This window comes from Faecalibacterium prausnitzii (assembly GCF_003287495.1).
GTDB classification, from domain to species: domain Bacteria; phylum Bacillota; class Clostridia; order Oscillospirales; family Ruminococcaceae; genus Faecalibacterium; species Faecalibacterium prausnitzii_I.
Genome location: NZ_PRLE01000004.1, coordinates 179,663 through 201,026 on the forward strand (window position 1 = coordinate 179,663; position 21,364 = coordinate 201,026).

18 protein-coding genes are annotated in these 21,364 nt (G+C 62.5%); 5 read left to right on the top strand and 13 right to left on the bottom strand.

What is annotated here, in order from left to right; translation table 11 throughout:
• Positions 1 to 8: 8 nt before the first annotated feature.
• The 11 genes from C4N22_RS08690 to rsmD form a co-directional block, all read right to left on the bottom strand.
• The gene (locus C4N22_RS08690) at positions 9 to 1,487 is read right to left on the bottom strand and encodes a UDP-N-acetylmuramoyl-L-alanyl-D-glutamate--2,6-diaminopimelate ligase (protein ID WP_112148667.1); all 1,479 of its coding nucleotides are present in this window, start codon (positions 1,485 to 1,487) and stop codon (positions 9 to 11) included.
• Positions 1,488 to 1,501: 14 nt separating this feature from the next.
• Positions 1,502 to 3,052: a cell division protein FtsQ/DivIB gene (locus C4N22_RS08695; RefSeq protein ID WP_112148668.1), complete on the bottom strand. Its 1,551-nt coding sequence runs from the start codon at positions 3,050 to 3,052 to the stop codon at positions 1,502 to 1,504.
• Positions 3,053 to 3,105: 53 nt separating this feature from the next.
• On the bottom strand, positions 3,106 to 4,233 hold the full coding sequence (gene murG / locus C4N22_RS08700; RefSeq protein ID WP_112148669.1) for an undecaprenyldiphospho-muramoylpentapeptide beta-N-acetylglucosaminyltransferase: 1,128 nt from the start codon (positions 4,231 to 4,233) through the stop codon (positions 3,106 to 3,108).
• A 24-nt stretch (positions 4,234 to 4,257) separates the two neighbouring features.
• Entirely contained in the window at positions 4,258 to 5,550 is a 1,293-nt protein-coding gene (locus C4N22_RS08705) for an FtsW/RodA/SpoVE family cell cycle protein (RefSeq protein WP_112148670.1), read from the bottom strand.
• A gap of 19 nt (positions 5,551 to 5,569) precedes the next feature.
• Positions 5,570 to 6,607, bottom strand: coding sequence for a glycosyl transferase family 4 (locus tag C4N22_RS08710; RefSeq protein ID WP_112115845.1), 1,038 nt, complete (start codon positions 6,605 to 6,607; stop codon positions 5,570 to 5,572).
• 29 nt (positions 6,608 to 6,636) lie between these two features.
• A complete protein-coding gene (locus C4N22_RS08715; RefSeq protein WP_112148671.1) occupies positions 6,637 to 8,004 on the bottom strand; it encodes a UDP-N-acetylmuramoyl-tripeptide--D-alanyl-D-alanine ligase in 1,368 nt (455 codons plus the stop codon).
• Positions 8,005 to 8,019: 15 nt separating this feature from the next.
• Positions 8,020 to 10,515 (bottom strand): peptidoglycan D,D-transpeptidase FtsI family protein, encoded by a 2,496-nt coding sequence (locus tag C4N22_RS08720; RefSeq protein ID WP_112148672.1) that lies wholly within the window; start codon positions 10,513 to 10,515, stop codon positions 8,020 to 8,022.
• Between the two features lie 61 nt (positions 10,516 to 10,576).
• A complete protein-coding gene (locus C4N22_RS08725; protein ID WP_112115842.1) occupies positions 10,577 to 11,065 on the bottom strand; it encodes a cell division protein FtsL in 489 nt (162 codons plus the stop codon).
• A 36-nt stretch (positions 11,066 to 11,101) separates the two neighbouring features.
• Positions 11,102 to 12,070: a 16S rRNA (cytosine(1402)-N(4))-methyltransferase RsmH gene (rsmH, locus tag C4N22_RS08730; protein ID WP_112148673.1), complete on the bottom strand. Its 969-nt coding sequence runs from the start codon at positions 12,068 to 12,070 to the stop codon at positions 11,102 to 11,104.
• A gap of 250 nt (positions 12,071 to 12,320) precedes the next feature.
• Positions 12,321 to 12,785, bottom strand: coding sequence for an ATPase (locus C4N22_RS08735; RefSeq protein WP_112148674.1), 465 nt, complete (start codon positions 12,783 to 12,785; stop codon positions 12,321 to 12,323).
• The gene (gene rsmD / locus C4N22_RS08740) at positions 12,782 to 13,357 is read right to left on the bottom strand and encodes a 16S rRNA (guanine(966)-N(2))-methyltransferase RsmD (protein WP_022257526.1); all 576 of its coding nucleotides are present in this window, start codon (positions 13,355 to 13,357) and stop codon (positions 12,782 to 12,784) included. The genes C4N22_RS08735 and rsmD overlap by 4 nt, the downstream gene beginning before the upstream one ends.
• Positions 13,358 to 13,516: 159 nt before the next feature.
• Between rsmD and C4N22_RS08745 the strand changes: the two genes are divergently transcribed.
• The 5 genes from C4N22_RS08745 to C4N22_RS08765 all read left to right on the top strand — a co-directional run bounded on the left by C4N22_RS08745 (position 13,517) and on the right by C4N22_RS08765 (position 18,936).
• Entirely contained in the window at positions 13,517 to 14,137 is a 621-nt protein-coding gene (locus C4N22_RS08745) for a flavodoxin family protein (protein WP_022257527.1), read from the top strand.
• A 103-nt stretch (positions 14,138 to 14,240) separates the two neighbouring features.
• Positions 14,241 to 16,637: a glycoside hydrolase family 2 protein gene (locus C4N22_RS08750; RefSeq protein ID WP_112148675.1), complete on the top strand. Its 2,397-nt coding sequence runs from the start codon at positions 14,241 to 14,243 to the stop codon at positions 16,635 to 16,637.
• Positions 16,638 to 16,778: 141 nt separating this feature from the next.
• Positions 16,779 to 17,174 (top strand): hypothetical protein, encoded by a 396-nt coding sequence (locus C4N22_RS08755; RefSeq protein ID WP_112148676.1) that lies wholly within the window; start codon positions 16,779 to 16,781, stop codon positions 17,172 to 17,174.
• Positions 17,175 to 17,177: 3 nt separating this feature from the next.
• Positions 17,178 to 18,008 (top strand): DUF5685 family protein, encoded by an 831-nt coding sequence (locus tag C4N22_RS08760; RefSeq protein ID WP_112148677.1) that lies wholly within the window; start codon positions 17,178 to 17,180, stop codon positions 18,006 to 18,008.
• Between the two features lie 166 nt (positions 18,009 to 18,174).
• Positions 18,175 to 18,936 carry a DnaJ domain-containing protein gene (locus C4N22_RS08765; protein ID WP_112148678.1) on the top strand — a complete coding sequence of 254 codons (762 nt, stop codon included), beginning with the start codon at positions 18,175 to 18,177 and terminating at the stop codon, positions 18,934 to 18,936.
• A gap of 72 nt (positions 18,937 to 19,008) precedes the next feature.
• Here the strand turns inward: C4N22_RS08765 and C4N22_RS08770 are convergent, their stop codons facing one another.
• The gene (locus C4N22_RS08770) at positions 19,009 to 19,950 is read right to left on the bottom strand and encodes a hypothetical protein (protein ID WP_112148679.1); all 942 of its coding nucleotides are present in this window, start codon (positions 19,948 to 19,950) and stop codon (positions 19,009 to 19,011) included.
• A gap of 243 nt (positions 19,951 to 20,193) precedes the next feature.
• Positions 20,194 to 21,354, bottom strand: coding sequence for a phosphoglycerate dehydrogenase (locus C4N22_RS08775; protein ID WP_112148680.1), 1,161 nt, complete (start codon positions 21,352 to 21,354; stop codon positions 20,194 to 20,196).
• Between the last annotated feature and the right edge of the window lie 10 nt (positions 21,355 to 21,364).

Sequence of the window (21,364 nt, forward strand, 5' to 3'; positions counted from 1 at the left end):
TCGCAAATTTATTCCAGGCCGATCTGCCGGGCGTACTCTTCCAGCAGTTCCCGCTCCAGGAACGGGGTCTTGACGCCCTCGCGGTCACGGTAGGTCTCGTGGCCCTTGCCGATGACGGCGATCAGGTCGCCCTCCTGGGCGTGGTCCACCGCGTAGTGCAGGGCATCCAGCCGGTCCGGGATCTCGATGTACTTGGCGTCCGGGTTGCCCTTTTCCATGCCCACACGAATGTCCGCGATGATGTCTTCCACTTTCTCAAAGCGGTTGTTGTCCTCGGTGACGATGGAGAAATCCGCCATCCTGGCGCAGATCTCGCCCATGCCGTAGCGGCGCAGCTTGGAGCGGTTGCCGCCGCAGCCAAACACCACCACCAGCCGGTGTGGGTGGTAGGCCCGCAGGGTGGTAAGGAGGCTCTCGGTGGAGACTTCGTTGTGGGCGTAGTCCAGCAGGATGGTGAACCGCTTGCTGATGGGCACCAGCTCCACGCGGCCCTTGACCACACACTTGCCCAGGCCCTCGTGGATGGCCTCATCCGGCAGGCCCAGCACCTTGCCCACGGCCAGGGCGGCCAGGGCGTTGTACACGCTGAACTCACCGGGCATGTTCACTTTCACGTCCATATCGTCCTTGCCGGAGACATGGAACTGCACGCCCAGAAAATCGTGGGTACGGAGCAGCTGATACTCGCCTGCACGGTAATCAGCGGCCTCGCCGCAGCCATAGGTCACCAGCTGGCAGGTGTGGCCCTCCAGCAGGGCCTCGGTGTTGGCGTCGTCGATGTTGACCACGCCGATATCGCACCGCTGGAACAGCTTGCCTTTCCAGCTGCGGTATTCCTCAAAGGTCTTGTGCTCACCGGGGCCGATATGGTCCGGCGAAAGGTTGGTGAAGACGCCCACATGGAAGTGGATGCCCGCCACACGGTCCATCATCAGGCCCTGGCTGGAGACTTCCATCAATGCCGTATCACAGCCCGCGTCCAGGAACTGGCGGAACGTCTTCTGCAGCTCATAGCTCTCGGGCGTGGTGTTGGCCGTCTCCTTGTGGTGGCCCAGGAAGTAGATGCCGTTGGTGCCGATCATGCCCACCTTGCGGCCCGCGGCTTCCAGCACGCTCTTGATCATGTGGGTGGTGGTGGTCTTGCCCTTGGTGCCCGTCACGCCGATCATGGTCATCTGGCGGGAGGGGTTGCCGAACAGATTGGCGCTCATTTTTGCCATGGCGTAGCGGCTGCTCTCCACCTTGATGACATTGACGTCCGGCATGGCCGAGAGGTCGATATCGTGCTGGATGACCAGCGTATTGACGCCCTTTGCCACGCAGTCGGCGGCAAGATCATGGCTGTCCCGCTGGGTGCCCACGATACAGACGAACAGCAGGCCGGGCGCGGCTTTGCGGCTGTCGTAGATGATATCCTCGATTTCGGTCTCCAGGGTGCCCTGCACGAGGGTAAAGGGCACATCCTCCATCAGTTGTTCCAGTTTCATAAGTAACACACTCCTCATCCCTGATTGGTGGTTTCCTGATTTGCGGCTTTTTCCGTCGGCGGAGTTTCCGCTCCGGCCGCAGGGTCGGCCTCCGGCGCTGCCGATGTCTCCGCGGAGAGCTCCGCATCCGCCGGGGGATCCGCCTCAGCGGCGTCCGGGTTTTCCACCGGCGTTTCCTCCGGTGTGGAAACTTCCGGCACGAGATAGCCCGAGGGCAGGGTAGGTTCGCCCTGCGCAAAGCGGAATTTCCGGGTGCTGGACGCGCTCAGGTGGCTCAGGTCCAGCAGACCGGTATCGGTGGCGGCGCAGCCCTTGCCGTCCTGGTTGAGCAGGACATACTGGGCCAGCTTGAGCTTGTAATCCAGCTCATTCAGCGTGCCCAGCAGGACGCTGATGCGGTCCTGATACAAAAAGGCCATTTCCTCGGTGTCCGCAAACTCCATGCGGGTGGCGTCGCCCAGCATCCCGTAGCTGTCCAGTGCGGACATCAGGGTGTTGAGCGATTCCAGCCGTTGGTCGGTCTCCGCCTCTGTTTCCGAAGAAGCCGCGCTGTCGGCACTCTCTGAAGCGGCCGCACTGCTGGCGGCAGGGGCCGCGGCAAAGTCCAGCTGTTCGCCGGGCGTGGTAGACACCGGCTCCCCGCCGTAAAGGGTGGCAAGGCCCGCTGGCTGGGCGGCATCCTTGGACAGGATCTTCAGGCTGGCCGAGAGGGTCAGCCAGCCGCCCTCCACCTGCATGGCGTAGGTGGGCCGGGCTTCTGTCACCTGGACCACCACGGTGCCGGGGTACTGCCGCTCCACATGGATGAACTCCAGCATGGGGAACGCTTTTTCCAGCTCCTTGGATTTCTGGCCCGGGTCAAAGCTGAAGATGTTCTCTTCGGTGTGGACGCCCAGCGCCTGCAAGATCTGCTCGCTGGCGTAGCCGCCCGCCTCGGCCACCTGCGTGCCGTCCGCCGTCTGCACCTGAATGGAGCTGATCTTGAACAGCATGGTGACCGTGAGGTAAACGCCCGCCGCAATGACGCAGAGCAGCAGGGCAAAGGCGGTCAGACGGCGGATGATCCTGCGCCGCCGGATGGCCGCGCGGGTCAGCTTCCGCTTCTTTTTGCTCTCCCGGCGGCTGGGGCTGCGGAGGTTGGCCTCCGTGGGGCGCATCCTCCCGCTGGGGCCGTTTTTCGCGCCTCTGGAGGCTCCGTTCGCCGGGCGGGTGCTGCTGTTCCCATTCCGGCCGCGGGCACGGTCCTGGGCGCTCCGGGAGCGGCCCGCGCCGTTCTGCCCGGCAGAGCCGGACATCTGCCTTCCCTGCCGGGGGAACTGGATGCTGTTATCTGCCCGGCGGGGCTGCTCATAGCGCACACTGCCGTTTGCAAAATCAATGGTCTGCTCCTGGTAGCCCTGCGGGCTGCCCCGGCGCTGAGAGGAGGCACGGCGGGCGTCCTGCGCCTGGTCATACACCCGGCGGCGGCCGGAAGCGTTGGAACGGCTGCGGCGGCGGGCTGTATTTCCCTGCGCCGGGCGGCTCTGGTTCCGGTTTGGATTCTCACGCCTGCGGTTCTGTGCCATGGGGCCTCCCCTCCTTTCCGTCTGATTTTATCACAAGTTGTCTCCCGGTGCAATTACGGGGTCTTGACCAGCTTGAGCAGGGCGTCTGCAATGCGGTCCAGGCTGTCGTCCACCGAGAGCTTCCGAGCGTTCTGGCCCATTTCAGCCAGCTTGCCGGGCCGGGCCAGCATGTCGGAAACGGTCTGCACCAGCTTTTCCCCGGTCAGGTCTTTTTCCTCAATGACCACGGCGGCCCCGGCTTTCTGCAGCTCGAGGGCGTTGTAATACTGGTGGTTCTCCGCCACATTGGGGCTGGGGATCAGGACTGCAGCGCGGCCCACGGCCTCCAGCTCGGCCAGCGTCAGGGCACCGGCGCGGCTGATGACGAGATCGGCAGCCGCCAGCAGCTCCGGCATGTTGTTGATGTATTCTTTTACCACAAGGCTCTCGCCCGGGGCAAAGCCTTTTTCTTTTTCCAGATTCTGGAACAGCTCCACGCCGTACTGACCGGTGGCATGCAGGTGGAGCACCGGCTTTGCATTCTTCTGTTCCCAGGCGCAGAGGTCGGCCACCACTTCATTGACACGACGGGCACCCAGACTGCCGCCGAACGACAGGATGATCGTCCGGTCGCCCGCGCCCAGCCCGGCACGGATGGCGTCACGGTTCCTGGCCTGCGCAAACACCTCCGGGCGGACCGGGTTGCCCACCACGATGGTCTTTTCCGGGGCACCCAGCTTCTCCACGGCGGCGGGCACGGCGGCGAACACGATGTCCACATCCGGGGCCAGCAGTTTGTTGGTCACGCCGGGGAACGCGTTCTGCTCATGCAGGGCGGTCTTGATGCCCTGCTTGGCGGCGCAGCGCACCACCGGGCCGGAGACATAGCCGCCGCAGCCGATGACGAGGTCCGGCTGGATCTCTTTCATCATCTTTTTCGCCGTGGGCCCCGAGAGGGCCAGGTTCCACAGGGTGATGATGTTCCGCCGGATGTTGTTGAGCGAGAGTTTGCGCTGGAAACCCGTGATCTCAATGTGATGGAACGGGTAGCCCGCCTGGGTGACCAGGCGGTACTCCATGCCCTCTTTCCGGCCTGCAAAATGGATCTCAGCGGTGGGGTCGGCTTTTTTCAGGGCACCCGCAATGGCCAGCGCCGGGTTGATATGGCCGGCCGTGCCGCCGGCAGCGATCAGAACTTTCATACAATTTCCCTCCTGATAGGCCCATTACCGTTCCGGCTGGGCATTGCGTGCCGTATCCAGCACGATGGTTTTGGCTTTCCGCTGCTCTTCCCGCAAATGATGCAGGTTTTCCCGCTCCAGGCGGGCGCGCTCGCCGTTGCGGCCGATGTTGACCATAACGCCCATCTCGGCCAGCAGCAGGATCAGGCTCGTACCGCCCGAAGAGAAGAACGGCAGCGAAATGCCGGTATTGGGCAGGGTGTTGGTGACGACCGCGATGTTGCAGAACACCTGCCACGCGATCTGCGCCATGATGCCGATGCCCACTAAGGTGCAGTAGCGGTTCTCGGCGTGGAACGCCAGCCAGAGTCCCTCCACCAGAAACAGCACAAACAGCAGGATGACCAGCACGGCCCCCACAAAGCCCAGCTCCTCACAGACCACGGAGAAGATGAAGTCGTTGTTGCTCTCGGGCAGCCAGAGCTGTTTTTCAATGCTGTTGCCAAGGCCGAGGCCGGTCACGCCGCCGGAACCGATGGCGTACAGGCTCTGCAGGGTCTGGTCCGTCATCTGGGAGAGGTCCTGCGTCCAGCCGTCGAGGCGGCTCTGCAGGTACGGGATGGAATCAATGTGCTGCAGCAGGGTCTCCAGCAGGAAAATGCCGGTAGCAGCCCCCGCCCAGGTGATGATGCCGCCGTTTCCGCCCAGCAGCAGGATGGTGCCCACGATGGCCGTGGTCAGCACGATGCCGGACATGTGGGGCTCCAGCACCAGCAGCGCCAGCACCAGCAGCAGGGGCAGCAGCGGAACGATGAGCTCCCGCACCAGGCGCTGGTAGAGCCAGACGCTGGGCGGCACCCGGCGGTTGGAGCCGGGGTCCAGCTTTTCCAGCCGGGGGGCCCTGGCGGCCAGATGGGCCGTGAGCAAGATCATCTCAAACTTGGCGATCTCCGATACCTGCACCGTAAAGCCGCCGAACGAGATCCAGCGGCGGCAGCCGTTGAGCGGCGTGCTGAACAGCACCAGCACCAGCAGTACCAGACAGAGCAGATACCCCGGCCAGACCAGCTTGCGCAGAAAACGGTAGTCGATATAGGAAAACAGGGCCATGGCCACAACGCCAAGCCCCAGACAGAGCACCTGGCTGCGGATAAAGTGCAGGCTGTCGCCAAAGCGGAGGTAGCCTGTGGTGTAGCTGGCGCTGAACAGCATCACCAGCCCGAAGATCACGATGATGCCCAGCGTCGCCATCCAGTTGATGAGGAGCGTTGGCCAGGGGCCGGGGTCGCGCTGTAAGATGGAAAAAGGCTCCGCCTTTTTTCTGCGGATGGTCGCCATCTGCATTCCTCCCTCTGAATCAGCTGATCTTTGCCATCTGCATCGCCAGTGCGACGCCCAGCATGGCAAAGACACAGAACGTGTAAAAAATTGAGATGGGGGCACGGCCCCGCTTTTCCAGCCAGCGGTGGAGCGGCGCGGTGCCAAAGAGCTGCTTCCGGCCTTTTGATGCCTGATAGACCAGAATCTGCAGCGCCACCATGCCGCCCTCCAGCCAATAAGGCAGGCCCAGCGGCACACTCAGGCCAGGCCAGCCGATGCTCAACGGCACGCAGCCCAGCGCCCCGGCCAGGAACAGGCTGCCCACGCTGCCGGGCAGCAGCTTGGCAGGCGGGAAATTCCAGAGCAGGAGCGCCATCAGCGCCCCGGCCAATGCGGCAGGCAGCACCCCCAGCGGGAACCAGCCCAGAATGGTCATGGCTCCCATAAGGCCCAGCATCCCGAGGAACGCGCTCCCGCAGACCACGCCGTCCGCTCCATCGGCCACCCGGGCGCTCTCGGCAAGGCCGACGAGGAGCAGTCCCCACACGATGGGGGCCAGCACGCCCAGCTCGCAGTAACCAAGGCCGGGCAGTACCAGCCCGGTGGCAAGGCAGTGGTTGGCCGCCAGCAGCACCTGCACGGCGGCAGCAGCCGCGGCCTCCAGCCCCAGCCGCACCGGGCGGCGGAGGCCCAGCGGGGCATGGCGGCGCAGGCGGGCCAGGTCATCGGCCAGGCCCACGGCCCCAAAGGCCAGCGCCCCAAACAGCGCGATGAGGAGCCGGGTGGTCCACAGGCCCTCATCCCCCAGCAGGGCAGGCTCTGCCACGCAGGCGGCCGTCCAGCCCACGCCCACCGCTGCCAGCGTGCCCACCATGAGGCAGAGGCCCCCCATGGTCGGGGTGGCCGGGGGCGGCAGGTCGTCCGGGTCGCTGTCCGGCTGCAGCTGAGAGGTCTGCGGTGCCTCGGGCTCCTGCCCGGGGCCGAACGCCCGGAGCAGCGGCACCATGAAATTCCCGAGCGCCGCCGTGAGGAAGAACCCCAGCGTTGAGGCGACGATCAAGGCAAAACGGATCATTTTTGTATTACTCCAATTGATATTTCTTTTTATTTTTGCTCATTGTAAAAGATTTCGAGCACTTTTTCCAGCGCCATGCCCCGGCTGGCCTTGACCAGCAGCGCGTCGCCGGGCTGCATCCGGGCCAGCAGCAGTTCTGCCGCCTCCCGGTAGGTATCCACATGGCGGGCCTCCACCCCGGCAGCCGCGGCAGCCTGGGCCGTGCGTTTTGCCTCCGGGCCATAGGCCACGAGGAAGTCCACGCCGTATTCCGCAGCCTGTTTGCCCACCGTCTCATGGGCTTCCGGGCTGATCTCGCCCAGCTCCAGCATATCGCCCAGCAGGGCAAAGCGGCGCTTGCAGGGGTACTCTTTGAACATGGCCAGCGCGGCTTTCATGCTGTCGGGGTTGGCGTTGTAACAGTCCTCGATGACATCCACGCCCTTGCTGTGGACCACTTTCTGGCGCATCCCGGTCTGCTGGAACTGGCTCAGCCCCGCAATGACCCGCTTGGCGTTCAGGCCCAGCCGGGTGGCGGCGGTGTAAGCCGCCAGCGCGTTGGCCACATTGTGGCGGCCCATGGCCGGGATGTGCACCTCGGTGGTGTCTTCCTCCCGGTCTTCCAGCGTAAAGGTCATACCGTCGTCCTCCTGCCGGATGTTCAGGGCGCAGACGTCCGCGTTCTCATCCCCCAGGCTGAACCAGACCGGGTGGACATGTTCCGGCAGCTTCGCGGCCCGCAGGAACGGGTCATCCCCATTGAGCACCAGCGGGGCACCGTTGGGCAGGCCCTCGCAGATCTCCAGCTTGGCCTTGCAGATATTCTCCTGGCTGCCCAGGTTGCCAATGTGCGACACACCGATGCAGGTGATGATACCCACATCCGGGCGGGCACAGCGGCTCAGCCGCTCGATCTCGCCCCGGTGGCTCATGCCCATCTCCACCACCGCGTACTCCGTCTCTTTGCCGATGCGGAACATGGTGCGGGGCAGGCCCAGCTCGTTGTTCTGGTTGCCCTCGGTCTTGATGGTATTGCCAAAGCCCGCAATGGCGGCGTAGGTCATCTGTTTGGTCGTGGTCTTGCCCACGCTGCCCGTCACGCCCACTACCTTGGGGGAAAACTGGCGGCGGTAGTTGGCACCCATCATCATCATGGCGCGGTAGCTGTCCGGGCAGAGGAAACACTTCCCCGCCGGGACATCCTTCACCGGGTGGTTGAGGACGACATATTCGGCCCCTTCTTCCAGTGCTTTGGCCGCGAAATCGTGGCCGTCAAATTTTTCACCGGGGAACGCCACAAAGATGCACCCGGGGCGCACCTCGCGGCTGTCGGTGGTCACAAGGTCGATGGCTGCCTCATCGGCAAAGCCCTCCGGGGCCAGGCCTTTTAAAAGAACGCTTGCACTGATTTTATCCATAGCTGTACTCCTCATTTATCCACAAGTAATTGTAACGATGGTACCACGCTGGACGCTGGTGCCGGGGGCCTCGCTCTGGCTCTGGACCAGACCGTTGGCATCGCCTTCCACCGTGCAGTTCAGGCCCGCTGCCGCCAGCATCTGGCGGGCAAACTCAGCGCTCTTGCCGCTGACATCCGGCACCTCGGTGTGGCTGCCCTCGTAAGTGTCCGTGTACAGGTAGATGGTGGTGCCGTAGGGCACCTCGGCCCCGGCGCGGGGATACTGATAAGTGACCACGGCGGCGGTCTGGTCGGAGCTGCTCTCCATGAGCTGATGCTTGAGGCCCTTGATGTTCAGGGAGACCTGTGCGTTGCTCCACTCCTGCCCGATGAGGTTGGGCACCTTGTAGCTGGTCTGGCCGCGGTCCACGCCGTCGGTCGCAAGGCCCAAGTAGGGGGCCACCTCACTGATGATGTTGCCCACCACAGGCGCCGCCAGAATGGAGGAGTAGTCCGTCCTGGCGTTGTTGGGGTCGTCCAGCATGACGTAGACCAGAATCTCCGGATCATTCGCAGGGAGAACCGCCGCAAAGGAGGCCACTTTCTTGTAGTCGCCGTCGGCGCGGCGGTCCATGTTCAGCTGCTCGGACGTACCGGACTTGCCGCCGATGCGGTAGCCCGCCACGTAGGCGCGACCGCCGCCGCCCTGCGTGCCGTCCGCCACTTCGTATTCCATGATCTGGCGGATGGCGTCGCTGGCGCTCTCGCTGATGATCTGACGGCGGATGTTGGAACCGATCTCCTGAATGACGTTGCCGTTCTGGTCGGTGATCTTATCCACCACATGGGGGGTGACGAGGTAGCCGCCGTTGACGGCTGCCGAAATGGCGGTGCAGACCTGCAGCGGTGTGACCGCCATGGCCTGACCGAACGCCGAGGAAGCGAGCTGGACTTCGCCCAGCTGGCTGGCGTTGTAGTACTGCATAAAGTTGGTCTCATTGGGCAGATCCACGCCCGTCCGCTCGGTGAAACCGAACGCGTCAAAGTAATCGTAGAAGAGGCTGGAACCCACCCGCTGGCCCAGCTGGATGAAGTAGATGTTGCAGCTGTTCCGCAGGGCCATGGCCAGATTCTGCACGCCATGGGCCTTTTTGCCGGCGCAGTGGTAGGTCTGCTTGGCAATGGTGTAGGCACCGGAGCAGTTCAGGGTGGTGTTGAGGGTGGCATGGCCGGAGTCCAGCCCCATGGCCGCCGTGATGACCTTGAAGACGCTTCCGGGGTAGTACAGCTCGGTGATGGTCTTGTTCTTCCACTGGATATCACGGTAATAGCCCGAGTAATCGCCTTCCGGGTCCAGAATCTTATTGCCCCGCTCATCGGTGATGTAGTTGCCATTCTCATCTTTTTGATAGATGCCGTAGAGCTCCGGCTCCGCGTGGACCAGTTCATCCAGATAAGTCAGGTTCTGGCTGTAATCCAGCGGGTTATTGGGGTCAAAATCCGGCTTGGAGGCCATGGCCAGAATGGCACCCGTCTTGACGTTCATCACGATGGCGGCGCCACGGTTCTCGACATTGTTGGCTTTGATGGCCTCGTTCAGATACCGCTCCACCACTTCCTGGATATTGACATCCAGCGAGAGAACGAGGTTGGAGCCGTCCTTGGCTTCGTAAGTGGTGGCGTTCTCGTCGGCAATGGCGTTGCCATAGGCATTGCGGAGCGTGATGGTGCGGCCATTCACACCGGCCAGCGTGGATTCATAGGATTTTTCGAGGCCATAAGTACCGTAGCCGTCGGCATCGCAGAAGCCCAGCACCGAGGCCGCAAAGGCACCATAGGGGTAATCCCGCTGGAAGCTCTTGGTGGAGGAGACAGAGACGCGGCCCTTGCGGATGCCTTTTTCGGCGTTGGCTTTTTTGTGGGCCTTGTTGTACTCCGAGACGTATTTTTCAATGGAGAGCTTGACGGCGTTGTTGACATTGGTGGCCAGCACCTGATAGGATGAATCGTTTTGGGAGAGGGCGTCGTACACCGTCTGATACTGGGTCTTGTAGGCTTCAGAAGAAGTGTCCACGCTGTCCAGCGCCGCGCCATCGCCCGAGAGGAGCCGCAGGGTGATCTGGGTGCTCACCTCATTGAGGGCAGCGGGGTCGATGGTCTTGGTCACCACCTTGGTGTCGTCGTCCGTCTGGCTGGTGAAGAGAGCGCTGCTGTAGCTGGGGTCGGCCCAGATGGTCCATACCACGCTGGTGGATGCCAGCGTGATGCCCGAGGTATCGTAGATCTCGCCGCGGGTCGCCTGAATCGTGCTGTCCAGCAGCTGCTGCTGGGCGGCGTACTGGCGGTACTGGGCACCATCCCGGATCTGGATGTCATATAGGCTGTGGATGACGATGGCCGCCGCCGCCACAACAAAAAAGACCGCCGCGCCGAAGCTGAAATGCCGCAGCGTTGCGCCAAGACGCTCGTGCGGGTCGCTGCGGCGCAGACGGTAGTAGATTTTTTTATGGTTCTTGGGGGATTCTTGCATTGCGTACTCCTGCAGAAACCGAAAAAGCGTGCACTGCCGCACGCTTTCCCGTTGTTTCGTTTTATTTTGCCTGGTTGACCGCGCCAATGATGGTCATGGCACCATCGTGCAGAAAATCCGTCCACTGGTGGACTGCCGATTCTTTCCGCACCAGCACGCTGCCCGCATCCAGCCGGATATAGGTGATCTGGCTCTGGTCGATCTTCATGAGGCCAAGGCGGCTGGCCGCTTCCTCCACACTGGTGATGTTCGTTTTGCTGTTCAGGGCACTGTTGTAGTATGTATACTGACTCTGCTCGCTCACCAGCTGCGCTTTGGCATCCTGGATCTGGTCGTTGAGCTCCACCAGCTGGGCTTCGCTCCACAGCAGGCTGACCGCAAAACCCACCATCAGCGCCACCGAAATGAGCTGGATGGCGTGCTGCATGGCAGCCTGGAACGGGGTAAGGCGCCGCTTGCCGCCTTTTTCCACCCGCAGAGGGACGTTCTTCCGCGTCTGCGGTGCTCTTCTGCGGCGCACCGCGTTCATATCATATGCTGCCTGGCCCATGGTAGGTCTCCTCCTCACTCAGATGCCGTAACGCATTCAAATTTTTTCCAGTACCCGCAGATGGGCGGAACGGCTGCGCCGGTTTTCTTCCAGCTCCCGCGTGTTCGCCTCAATGGGTTTGCGGGTGATGAGCTTCGCCTTGGCTTTGCCGCCGCAGACGCAGACCGGAAACTCCGGCGGGCAGGTGCAGGCAGTGGACCAGCGGCGGAACTTGTTCTTTACCAGCCGGTCTTCCAGCGAGTGGAATGTGATGACACACAGCCGCCCGCCCGGGGCAAGATGCTCAAAAATGGTGTCCAGCCCCTCCTCCAGAGCGTCCAGCTCATGGTTGACCGCAATGCGCAGCGCCTGGAACGTGCGCCGCGAGGGGTTTTTGTTTTTGCGCCGCTCCGCAGGCGGCATGGCACTGGCCACGATATCGGCCAGCTGAAGCGTTGTTTCAATGGGGGCCGTCTCCCGCGCCTCCACGATCTTGCCCGCGATCTGCCAGGCAAAGGGCTCCTCGCCGTAATCGCGCAGGATGCGGGCCAGCTCTTCCCGGCTCTCGGTGTTCACGAGGTCGGCGGCGGTCTCGCCCTCCTGGCTCATCCGCATGTCCAGCGGGGCGTCCGCCCGGTACGAAAAGCCCCGGGCCGCGTCGTCCAGCTGGTGGCTGGAAACGCCCAGGTCCAGCAGCGCGCCATTGATCTTCTCAATGCCCAGCTGCTCCAGAGCTTGTCCGGCATAGCGGAAGTTGATCTGTACCACCGTGGCAGGCAGGCCCGCCAGCCGCGCCCGGGCGGTCTGTACCGCGTCCGGGTCCTGGTCCAGCGAGATGAGCCGCCCGCCCTTTGTGCCGTCCAGCCGGAGGGCGATCTGCCGGGAGTGTCCCGCGCCGCCCGCCGTGCCGTCCAAGTAAGTGCCTGCCGGGTCGATGGCAAGCCCGTCCAGGCACTCGTTCAGCAGCACAGGGATATGCTCAAACGAGGCCGGGTCAAAGGCTTGCGGGTTGGTTTGTGGTTCCACAGGGCCCAGCCTCCTTTCAAATGTCTCAAAATTGGGATGCTGTCAGGCTGGAAGCGTTGGAATTTTGCACCATTCTTCCGTTCCCACTGACACAAGTTTATTTTAACAAATCAAGCCCCCGATTGCAAGGATTTTCCGCTTGCCAAATGTGACAAAAAATGCCCCTGTGAGCCGTCATTTTTGCTCACAGGGGCCGTAGAAGCGAGACGCTCTGTTTTCGGGGTCGATTTTGCCCGCCGAATTTCTCTGGTTACAGGGTGGTTTTGCGGGGTGGCTGGCGCAGGTTTGCCCGCACGCTCTTGACCTGGGCGGCATTTTCCGCCATGGTCTCCTCGGTGGTCTTGAGCATGTTGTCGCAGTAGTCCGTCACGGTCTGGCGGACGGTGCGGGCCTCGGTCTGGGCGGCAGAGACGATCTCGGAAGCGCGCTGCTGCGCCGCTTTTACGATCTCCGCCTCACTGACCAGGATGCGGGCACGCTCCTCCGCCTTTTTCACGATGGCCTGTGCCTGCGCGTTGGCCGATTCAATCAGCTGGGCGCGGTCGCTGACGATGGACTGGGCCTGCCGCAGCTCCACCGGGAGGTTCGAGCGGACCTCGTCCAGATAGTCCCGAATTTGTTCCACGTCCACAATGCGTTTGCCGCCCGAAAGGGGCATTCCGGCGCTCTCTTCCAGCGCGTCCTCAATGGTATCCAGAAGCTCGTTTACGTTCATTCTTCCACTCCTCCGGTTTCTTCCTCGGCAGCCATGGGTTTGGTGTACTTCCACAGCAGCACCTTGCCATATTTATACTGCTTTTTGAGGGTCAGGCTGCCCACCTCGGCAGGCAGCACCAGGCCCGTCTCACTTTCGCACAGGACGATGCCGCCGGGTGCCACGCATTTCTCCACGCCGGGCAGGATCTTTTCCAGCGTACCACCCCGGAACGGCGGGTCCAGCAGAACCAGGTCGAACTGCTCATGGCAGGCCGAGAGGTAGCGGGCCGCCTCGCCAATGTTGACCCGGCTGCGGTCAAACACGCCGCAGTTTTTGCAGTTTTTCATCACGATGTTCACGGCGTCGCGGTTCTCATCCAGAAAAACGCAGCGGGCCGCCCCGCGGGAAAGGGCCTCGATGCCCAGCTGGCCGCTGCCAGCGTACAGGTCCAGCACCCGGGCGCCGGGCAGATCAAATTGGACGATGCTGAACATGGCCTCCTTGACCTGATCGAGGGTGGGGCGGGTCACGTCGGTGCCGGGCAGTGCTTCCAGCCGTCTGCCCCGGGCTTCTCCTGCAATTACGCGCATGTTTGGCCTCCTTTAAAGCTCTTGTTTTCGTAACTTTATATTAAAATCAAATCCCCGTGCTTTGTCAAGTAGCTGCGTTGCACTCCGGGCTGTTTTGTGCTAAAATCAGGCCAGAACGCGCCGGAACTTCCGCGCGGCGCACAAAGGAGAGTATTTGTTATGCATGTTCTGCTCATCAACGGCAGTCCCCACGAAAAGGGCTGCACTTACACCGCCCTCAGCCTGGTGGCCGGGGAGCTCAACGCCGCCGGCATCACCACTGAGATTTTGAATGTCGGCACCAAGCCCGTGGGCGGCTGCATCGGCTGCGGCGGCTGTGCCAAGGGCAATGGCTGCGTGTTTGGCGGCGTGGTCAACGAGGCCATCGAGAAAGCCCGGACCGCCGACGCCTTTGTCTTCGGTACCCCGGTGCACTATGCTTCCGCCTCCGGCAACATGACCAGCTTCCTGGACCGTCTGGCCTACGCGGGCGGCAAGTATCTGGCCTATAAGCCCGCCGCCATCTGCGCTTCCGCCCGCCGGGCCGGCACCACCTCCGCGCTGGATCAGCTGGTCAAGTACCCGGAGTTCTTCCACATGCCGCTGGTGAGCGGCTCCTACTGGCCCATGGTGCACGGCTCCAACCCCGAACAGGTTTTGCAGGATGAAGAGGGCTGCGCCGTGATGAAAGAGCTGGGCCGGAACATGGCCTGGCTGCTCCAGTGCATCGAGGCAGGCAAGGCCGCCGGGATCTCCCACCCGGAGAACCCCCGCCGCCCCATGACCAATTTTATTCGATAATTTTCCCATGAAAGCACCGAAATTGCACTTCGGTGCTTTTTTCGTTCATAACTTTGTGGTAGCATAGGAGGAGAATGTTGATTCACCGAGGGAGAGAACGGCGATGGAACACTACGATTGGAACGACGGCTGGCTGTTTGCCCCCGTCTTTACCCCCGCACTCGTACAGCCGGACCGCGCGGAAGAGCTGACCCCCGTGCGCGTCCCGCACACGGTCAAGCCCCTGCCCTACAACTACTGCAACGAGAACGATTACCAGCGGCTTTCCGGCTACCGGAAAGAGTTTTTTGCGCCCAAGGAGTGGGAGGGCCGCACGGTCCTGCTCACGTTCGGGGCAGTGGCCCACGACGCCACCGTTTTCTGCAACGGGCGGCGGATGTTCCACCACGGCTGCGGCTACACTGCTTTTACGGTCGATCTGACCGCCGCTCTCCGGCTGGGCCAGAAAAACGTGGTGGCCGTCCGGTGCGACAGCCGCGAGGATCTGAACATCCCGCCCTTTGGCGGCCAGCTGGACGGCCTGACCTACGGCGGCATCTACCGCGCCGTCTCGCTGGACATCAAGGAGCCCGCCTACCTGCGGGATATCTTCATCGAGGCAAAGGCCGAGGGCGATTTCCGCATCTATTCCTCCACCGTGGGCGAGACGGTGGGCTGCACGTTACAGGCCGAGATCCGCAGCCCCTCGGGCAGCCGGGCCCTCTACCAGGGGGAGCTCTCCCTCCCGATCGTGGGCACCTTGAACGGCGTCCATCCCTGGAGCCTCGAACACCCCTCCCTCTACACCCTTACCGTCCGGCTCATCCGTCCGGGCACCAACGGCCTGCCGGACCGTGTCCTGGATGAGCGGAGCACCCGGTTTGGCTTCCGCACCCTCCAGTTTGTGGCCGGGGGACTGTACCTCAACGGCCAGCGGGTGGAGCTGCGGGGCCTCAACCGCCACCAGAGCTACGCCTACCAGGGCTATGCCATGCCGGACAGCATCCAGCGGCTGGACGCCCAGCTGCTGAAAAAAGAGCTGGGCTGCAACGCCGTCCGCACCAGCCACTGTCCCCCCAGCCCGGCGTTCCTCGATGCCTGCGACGAGCTGGGCATCCTCGTGTTCACGGAAATGCCCGGCTGGCAGCACCTGGGCGACGACACCTGGAAAGCCCAGGCTTTGCAGAACTGCCGGGAGATGGTCTGCCAATACCGCAACCACCCCAGTATCTTTTTGTGGGGCGTGCGGGTCAGCGGCAGTGCCGACGACGAGGCGTTTTACAAGCGCACCAACGAGACGGTGCGCCGCCTGGACCCCACCCGCCCCACGGCCGGGGCCCGGGGCTTCCACAAGAGCCAGCTGCTGGAGGACGTGTACGCCTACAACGATTACTCCTACCGGGGCCGCGGCCCGGGCTGCGAGGCCCGCGGCAACGTGACGCCCGACACCCGCAAGGGCTACCTCATCAGCGAGTTCGGGGGGCAGCAGTTCCCCGCCAAAGCCTTTGACGACGAGCCCCACCGGCTGGCACAGGCTCTGCGCTACGCGGCTGTCCTCAACGACAGCATCGCCCAGCAGGGCGTGGCCGGCAGCTTTGGCTGGTGCATGACCGATTACAACACCCACCGGGAGTTTGGCAGCGGCGACCGCATCGCCTACCACGGCGTGATGGACCTGTTCCGCAACCCGAAGCTCTCCGCCGCCGTCTATGCCAGCCAGAAAACGCCCCGCGCTCCCTCGGACATCGTGCTGGAAGTCTCTTCCGGCATGGCTCTGGGTGATCTGCCCGGCGGCATTCCGGTGGCCTGCTGGGTCTTTACCAACGCCGAGAGTGTCCGCCTGTACCGCGACAACGATTTTGTGGCCGAGTTCGCACCCGACCGCCGGGGCCGGTTTGCCGCCCTCCCGCACCCGCCCATTGAGATCCAGGATTTCGTGGGGTCCCTGCTGGAAAAATACGAGGGGCTGGACCGGGCCGCGGCCCCGCAGGTGGCCGCCATCCTCAACGAGATGCGCCGGGACGCCATGGAGCTCTCGCCCCTGTCCCGGGCCCGGATGCTTTCGCTCCGGCTCAGCGCGCAGGAGCTGCTGCGGATGTATTACAAGTACATCGGCGTGCTGGGTAGCCCCACCAGTGTCTACCGCTTTGAGGCCGTCTGGCATGGCCGGGCCGTCAAGACCGTCATCCGGGAGCCCGTGCAGAGCGTCCGGCTGGAATGCACCGTCCACAACCCCATCCTGACCGACGGCCCCACCTGGGACTGCGCCGCCGTCAGCCTGCGGGCCATCGACCAGAACGGCAATCTCCTGCCCTACTGCAGCGAGGCTGTTCAGCTCCGCGTGGAAGGCCCCGTGGAGATCCTTGGCCCCAGCGTCGTGCCGCTGCGGGGCGGCATGGCGGGCACCTATCTGGCTACCACCGGCGAGGCCGGCCGGGCCGTGCTCCACTGCAAAATGGAGGGTGCTTTGGACACCGAGGCCGTGCTGACCATCCGCTGCCGGGAGGAATCCAGAGCTTAAACCCCGTCCTTTCATGATAGATTTGCACTCTGTTCAAAGTTTTATCATGGTTGCATGGTATCCTAATGGCAAAGAAACAGTTAAGGGCAGCCCCGGCTGCCCTCCTTTTTAAGCGTATTTGCAAAGGAATGGATGACGTTTATGAGAGAAAAACTCCGCCAGTTTATGATCGGCCGCTATGGCACGGATGGCCTGAACCAGTTTTTGAGCATTGCCTCGATCGTGATGCTGCTGATCTCCCTGATCACCCGGGTCAGTCTGTTCACTTATGTGGGCATGGTGCTGCTGATCCTGTGCTACTACCGCTCTCTGAGCCGCAACATCTCCAAGCGCACCGAAGAGAACTATAAGTTCTACACCATCAAGGACCGCATCACCGGCAAGGCCAACGGCCTGAAAGACCAGTGGGCGAACCGCAAGCTTTACCACTACTACCGCTGCCCCCAGTGCCGCCAGAAGCTGCGGGTGCCCCGGGGCCGGGGCCGCATCCAGATCTCCTGCCCCCGCTGCGGCACCCAGTTCATCAAAAAGAGCTGAGTTATGTTTGGTTATGTGATCCCCAATCAGGCCGCCCTCTCCCCGGAGGCGCAGGCCCGCTACCGCACCGCTTACTGCGGGCTCTGCCGCCGCATTGGCGCGCTGCACGGCCTGCGCGGGCGGTTGACCCTGAGCTATGACCTGACGTTTCTGAACCTGCTCCTCTCCAGCCTGTACGAGGGCGAGACGGAGTGCGTGCAGGGCTGCGGGCACTGCCCCATCCACCCGGTGCGGAAGATCCACTGGCGTTCCAGCGGCCCCACCGATTACTGCGCCGATCTGAGCGTGGCGCTCCACTACTACAACGCGCAGGATAAATGGAACGATGACCACAGCCTGCTGGGCCTTGGGTTTGAAAAACTGCTGGCTGCCCCCACACAGGACGCCGCCGCCCGCTGGCCCCGCCAATGTGAGGCCATCCGCAGCTGCCTGGATCAGCTGGCCGAGTATGAGGCCGCCGGCAGCGAAGATTTAGACGCCGTTTCCGGCTGCTTTGGCCAGTTGATGGCGGAGCTGTTTGATTACAAGCAGGATCACTGGTCGCCGGAGCTGCGGAGCATCGGCTTCCACCTGGGCAAGTATCTCTATCTGCTGGACGCCTACGATGATTTAGAGCGGGATCAGCGCAAGGGTGCCTACAATCCGCTCAAGACCCTGAGCCAGCAGCCCGGATACGAAGAAGAGATGCGGGAAATTTTTGAGCTGCTGCTGGCCCGCTGCGCCAAGAGCTTTGAGCGCCTGCCCTGCGTGGAGGATGCAGACTTGCTGCGCAACATCCTGTATTCCGGCGTGTGGCTCAAATACAACTGCAAAAACGCCAAAAAAGAGAAATAACCCTCTCGGGCGCTCATGCGCCAGGTCTCGCCTCTCCCTTTGGGAGAGGTGTCATTTTGCGAAGAAAAATGACGGAGAGGGCGTGGAAACACTTGATTTATTCTCTGTGTTCCTGTAGACTGAGAAAGTATTGTGACCAATGCTAGAGACGTGAGGAAGTAGACCGATGAGAGACCCCTATGAGGTGCTGGGCATCCAGCGCGGTGCAAGCGATGAAGAGATCAAAAAGGCATACCGGGCCAAGTGCAAGCGCTGGCACCCGGACCTGAACCCCAACGACCCGACGGCTGAAGAGCACTTCAAGGAGGTGCAGGCCGCTTACGATGCCATCACCAAGGGTGAGACCCAGCAGCAGGCCGGCGGCTATAGTTACGGGCAGCAGGGCTACAGCAACCCCTACGGCAATTACCAGCAGCAGGGCAGCTACCAGCAGAACGGCTATTACAGCAGCCAGAACAACGGCTATACCGATTTTGGCGGCTTTGATTTCGACCCGTTCGGTTTCGGGTTCAACTTTGGCGGCTACCAGCAGCAGAGCGGTGCCAGCTACAACAGCACCGACAGCGCCGAGATGCAGGCCGCCCGCAACTTCATCATGAACCGCCGCTACGCCGAGGCCCGCCGGGTGCTGGACAGCATGAACGCCCGGAACGCCCGCTGGTATTACCTCTCCTCCCTGGCCAACCAGGGCCTGGGCAACAGCATCGACGCCCTGCAGGACGCCCGCCGCGCCGCCCAGCTGGACCCGAATAATACCGAGTACCAGATGCACCTGCGCAATTTGCAGAACCCCGGCCAGACTTACCGCACCCAGACCACTTACGCCCAGCCCGGCGGACTGATGCGCTGGTGCTGGAGCATGATCCTGCTCAACCTGCTGTGCAACTGCTGCTGTGGCGGCGGCTGGGGCTGGCGGTTCCGGATGTAAGCATTTTCATTTTGATCAACATAACAGCAAAGGCCCCGTGCACCGCACGGGGCCTTTGCTATTTATGCATCTTTAATTGATCACGATGGTTCGGGTGATCTTTTCGCTGGAGTAGTTGCCAGCGGCCTTGGCCGTCTGCGTGTAGGTGCCCGGCTCGGTGGGGAAGCCGCTGATGGTCGTACCGCCAAAGAAGCTGCTCTTCTTTTTATAGCTGTAGGTCACCTTGCCGTTCTCAACCACCTGCCCGTCGGACTCGACGACAGCGGCAGCGTTGAAGCTCCGGGCCTCTTCCACGGTCATGGCGGCGGGAGCCTCCTGGGCCCAGTAGACCCGGACGCCCTCCGTCTTGGGCTTGATTTTGAAGAATGCCACGCCCGCGGTGTTCAGATCACCGGATTCCAGCGCGATGGCACCGGCAATGTAGCTGCCGGCATCGCTGGGCTGTTCATCCACATAAATGCGGCTCATGCTGCCCGCCGGCAGATACTTGCGGATCATCTCCAGCGCCAGCCGGAGGCCAGTGGAAACATCCTTGATGGTGGGGATATAAAACTGCAGAGCATCCATCACCGAGGCGACCTCATCGGCCACCCGAAGCAGCACCTCCACGTCGTTGCCGTCGATGAGCTGCTTGATGTAGGAATACAGGTTGAAATCGGTGGTCTGGTCCGGCGTTGCGGACATCCGCTTGGGCAGCGGGATCATTTTGAGCAGGGTGCGGATCTTATCGGAGAAGACCAGGGTCACAAAGCCTTTTGCCTCGCCCTTGGTGCCCAGCACCACCCCCAGATACTGCGTCTCGGCCGGGCGGGTCTCCACCACCAGCTCAAACGGAGAGCCGTACACCAGCGGGCCGGAGGCCGTCAGCTTGATGGACACCGGGCCGTTGCTCTCCTCCAGCGCCGCGCTGCCGGGCAGAGCCGGCGCTGCCGAGGCGGCCACAGCCGGGGTCACGGCGACACCCAGCGTCAAAACCGCTGCTAAAAACAGTGAAAGGATGCGTTTGGCGTTCATATGCAAAACCTCCTGTTTGCAAAACTTCCGGCAGAGTTTCCGCATTCTGCACGGGCCCGGAGCACCGCCCCAAACGCGGCACTCCGGATAGTCTCATTTTACCGCAAACCGGAGGGCAAATCAACAACGGGATTCAACCAGTTTCACTTTTTGAGGTACTTTTCCCGCCGCTGCCGCAAAGAGCCGCTGCCCGGGCGGGCGGCGGCTCTTTGCGGATAAAAAGGTTCGTGGAAGATCTCCGTGTTACAGGATGCGCACCCGGATGACGGCGGGGATGGCAGCCAGCTTTTCGGCCAACGTGCCGTCCACGGCACCGGTCGCGTCCAACATGGTGTAGGCCATATTCTTTTTGCTCTTGTTCACCATGTTTTCGATGTTCAGGCCCGCCTCGGTGGTCAGGGCGGTGATCTGGCTGATCATGCCCGGCTCATTCTTGTGAATGATGCAGATACGCTTGCCGCCGGCACGGGGCTGGTGAACTTCCGGCATGTTGACCGAGTGGGCAATATTGCCGTTTTTGAGGTAATCGCTGATCTCCTGCGCTGCCATGACGGCGCAGTTGTCCTCGGCTTCCGGGGTGGAAGCGCCCAGGTGCGGGGTGCAGACGACGCCCGGCTTGCCCAGCAGGGCCTCGGTGGGGAAATCGGTCATGTAACCGGAGACCTTGCCCGTCTCCATGGCGTCCAGCAGGGCGGGGGTGTTCACCAGCTCGCCGCGGGCGTAGTTCAGGATCCTGACGCCATCCTTGCACAGGGCCAGTGTCTGGGTATTGATGGTATCTTTCGTGGTGGGCAGGTAGGGCACATGGAGGGTGATGTAATCGCAGAGAGGCAGCATGTCGTTCAGGTTGACACAGTGGCGCACCTGGCTGCTCAGGTTCCAGGCCGCGTCAATGGAGATGTAGGGATCGTAGCCGTAGACCTCCATGCCCAGCGCGATGGCACAGTTGGCCACCCGGGAACCGATGGCACCCAGACCGACGACGCCCAGCGTCTTGCCCTTGATCTCGTTGCCCACAAACTGCTTTTTGCCCTTTTCCACACTCTTGGCCATGGCGGCATCCCCGGCCAGCCCCTGGGTCCACTGGGCGGCGTCAGCCACATTGCGGCTGCCCGCGATCAGCATTCCGATGACCAGCTCGGCCACGGCATTGGCGTTGGCACCCGGCGTGTTGAACACCACGATGCCCTGCTCACTGCAGCGGTCCAGCGGGATGTTGTTGACGCCTGCACCGGCGCGGGCAATGGCCAGCAGGTTGTCCTTGAACGTGGTGTTCAGCAGGTCTGCGCTGCGGACGAGGATGCCGTCCGGCGCGTCGGCATCCACCGACACGTCAAAGAGGCTTTTGGGGAGCTTTGCCAGGCCCACCGGGCTGATGGCGTTGAGGGTTCTGATGGTAAACATACTTTCCGAT

What these genes read in the sequence shown, in the direction of transcription:
- C4N22_RS08690 (WP_112148667.1), bottom strand. Translation starts at nt 1,487, where the DNA reads ATGAAACTGGAACAACTGATGGAGGATGTGCCCTTTACCCTCGTGCAG.
- C4N22_RS08695 (WP_112148668.1), bottom strand. Translation starts at nt 3,052, where the DNA reads ATGGCACAGAACCGCAGGCGTGAGAATCCAAACCGGAACCAGAGCCGC.
- murG (WP_112148669.1), bottom strand. Translation starts at nt 4,233, where the DNA reads ATGAAAGTTCTGATCGCTGCCGGCGGCACGGCCGGCCATATCAACCCG.
- C4N22_RS08705 (WP_112148670.1), bottom strand. Translation starts at nt 5,550, where the DNA reads ATGGCGACCATCCGCAGAAAAAAGGCGGAGCCTTTTTCCATCTTACAG.
- C4N22_RS08710 (WP_112115845.1), bottom strand. Translation starts at nt 6,607, where the DNA reads ATGATCCGTTTTGCCTTGATCGTCGCCTCAACGCTGGGGTTCTTCCTC.
- C4N22_RS08715 (WP_112148671.1), bottom strand. Translation starts at nt 8,004, where the DNA reads ATGGATAAAATCAGTGCAAGCGTTCTTTTAAAAGGCCTGGCCCCGGAG.
- C4N22_RS08720 (WP_112148672.1), bottom strand. Translation starts at nt 10,515, where the DNA reads ATGCAAGAATCCCCCAAGAACCATAAAAAAATCTACTACCGTCTGCGC.
- C4N22_RS08725 (WP_112115842.1), bottom strand. Translation starts at nt 11,065, where the DNA reads ATGGGCCAGGCAGCATATGATATGAACGCGGTGCGCCGCAGAAGAGCA.
- C4N22_RS08735 (WP_112148674.1), bottom strand. Translation starts at nt 12,785, where the DNA reads ATGAACGTAAACGAGCTTCTGGATACCATTGAGGACGCGCTGGAAGAG.
- rsmD (WP_022257526.1), bottom strand. Translation starts at nt 13,357, where the DNA reads ATGCGCGTAATTGCAGGAGAAGCCCGGGGCAGACGGCTGGAAGCACTG.
- C4N22_RS08745 (WP_022257527.1), top strand. Translation starts at nt 13,517, where the DNA reads ATGCATGTTCTGCTCATCAACGGCAGTCCCCACGAAAAGGGCTGCACT.
- C4N22_RS08750 (WP_112148675.1), top strand. Translation starts at nt 14,241, where the DNA reads ATGGAACACTACGATTGGAACGACGGCTGGCTGTTTGCCCCCGTCTTT.
- C4N22_RS08755 (WP_112148676.1), top strand. Translation starts at nt 16,779, where the DNA reads ATGAGAGAAAAACTCCGCCAGTTTATGATCGGCCGCTATGGCACGGAT.
- C4N22_RS08760 (WP_112148677.1), top strand. Translation starts at nt 17,178, where the DNA reads ATGTTTGGTTATGTGATCCCCAATCAGGCCGCCCTCTCCCCGGAGGCG.
- C4N22_RS08765 (WP_112148678.1), top strand. Translation starts at nt 18,175, where the DNA reads ATGAGAGACCCCTATGAGGTGCTGGGCATCCAGCGCGGTGCAAGCGAT.
- C4N22_RS08770 (WP_112148679.1), bottom strand. Translation starts at nt 19,950, where the DNA reads ATGAACGCCAAACGCATCCTTTCACTGTTTTTAGCAGCGGTTTTGACG.
- C4N22_RS08775 (WP_112148680.1), bottom strand. Translation starts at nt 21,354, where the DNA reads ATGTTTACCATCAGAACCCTCAACGCCATCAGCCCGGTGGGCCTGGCA.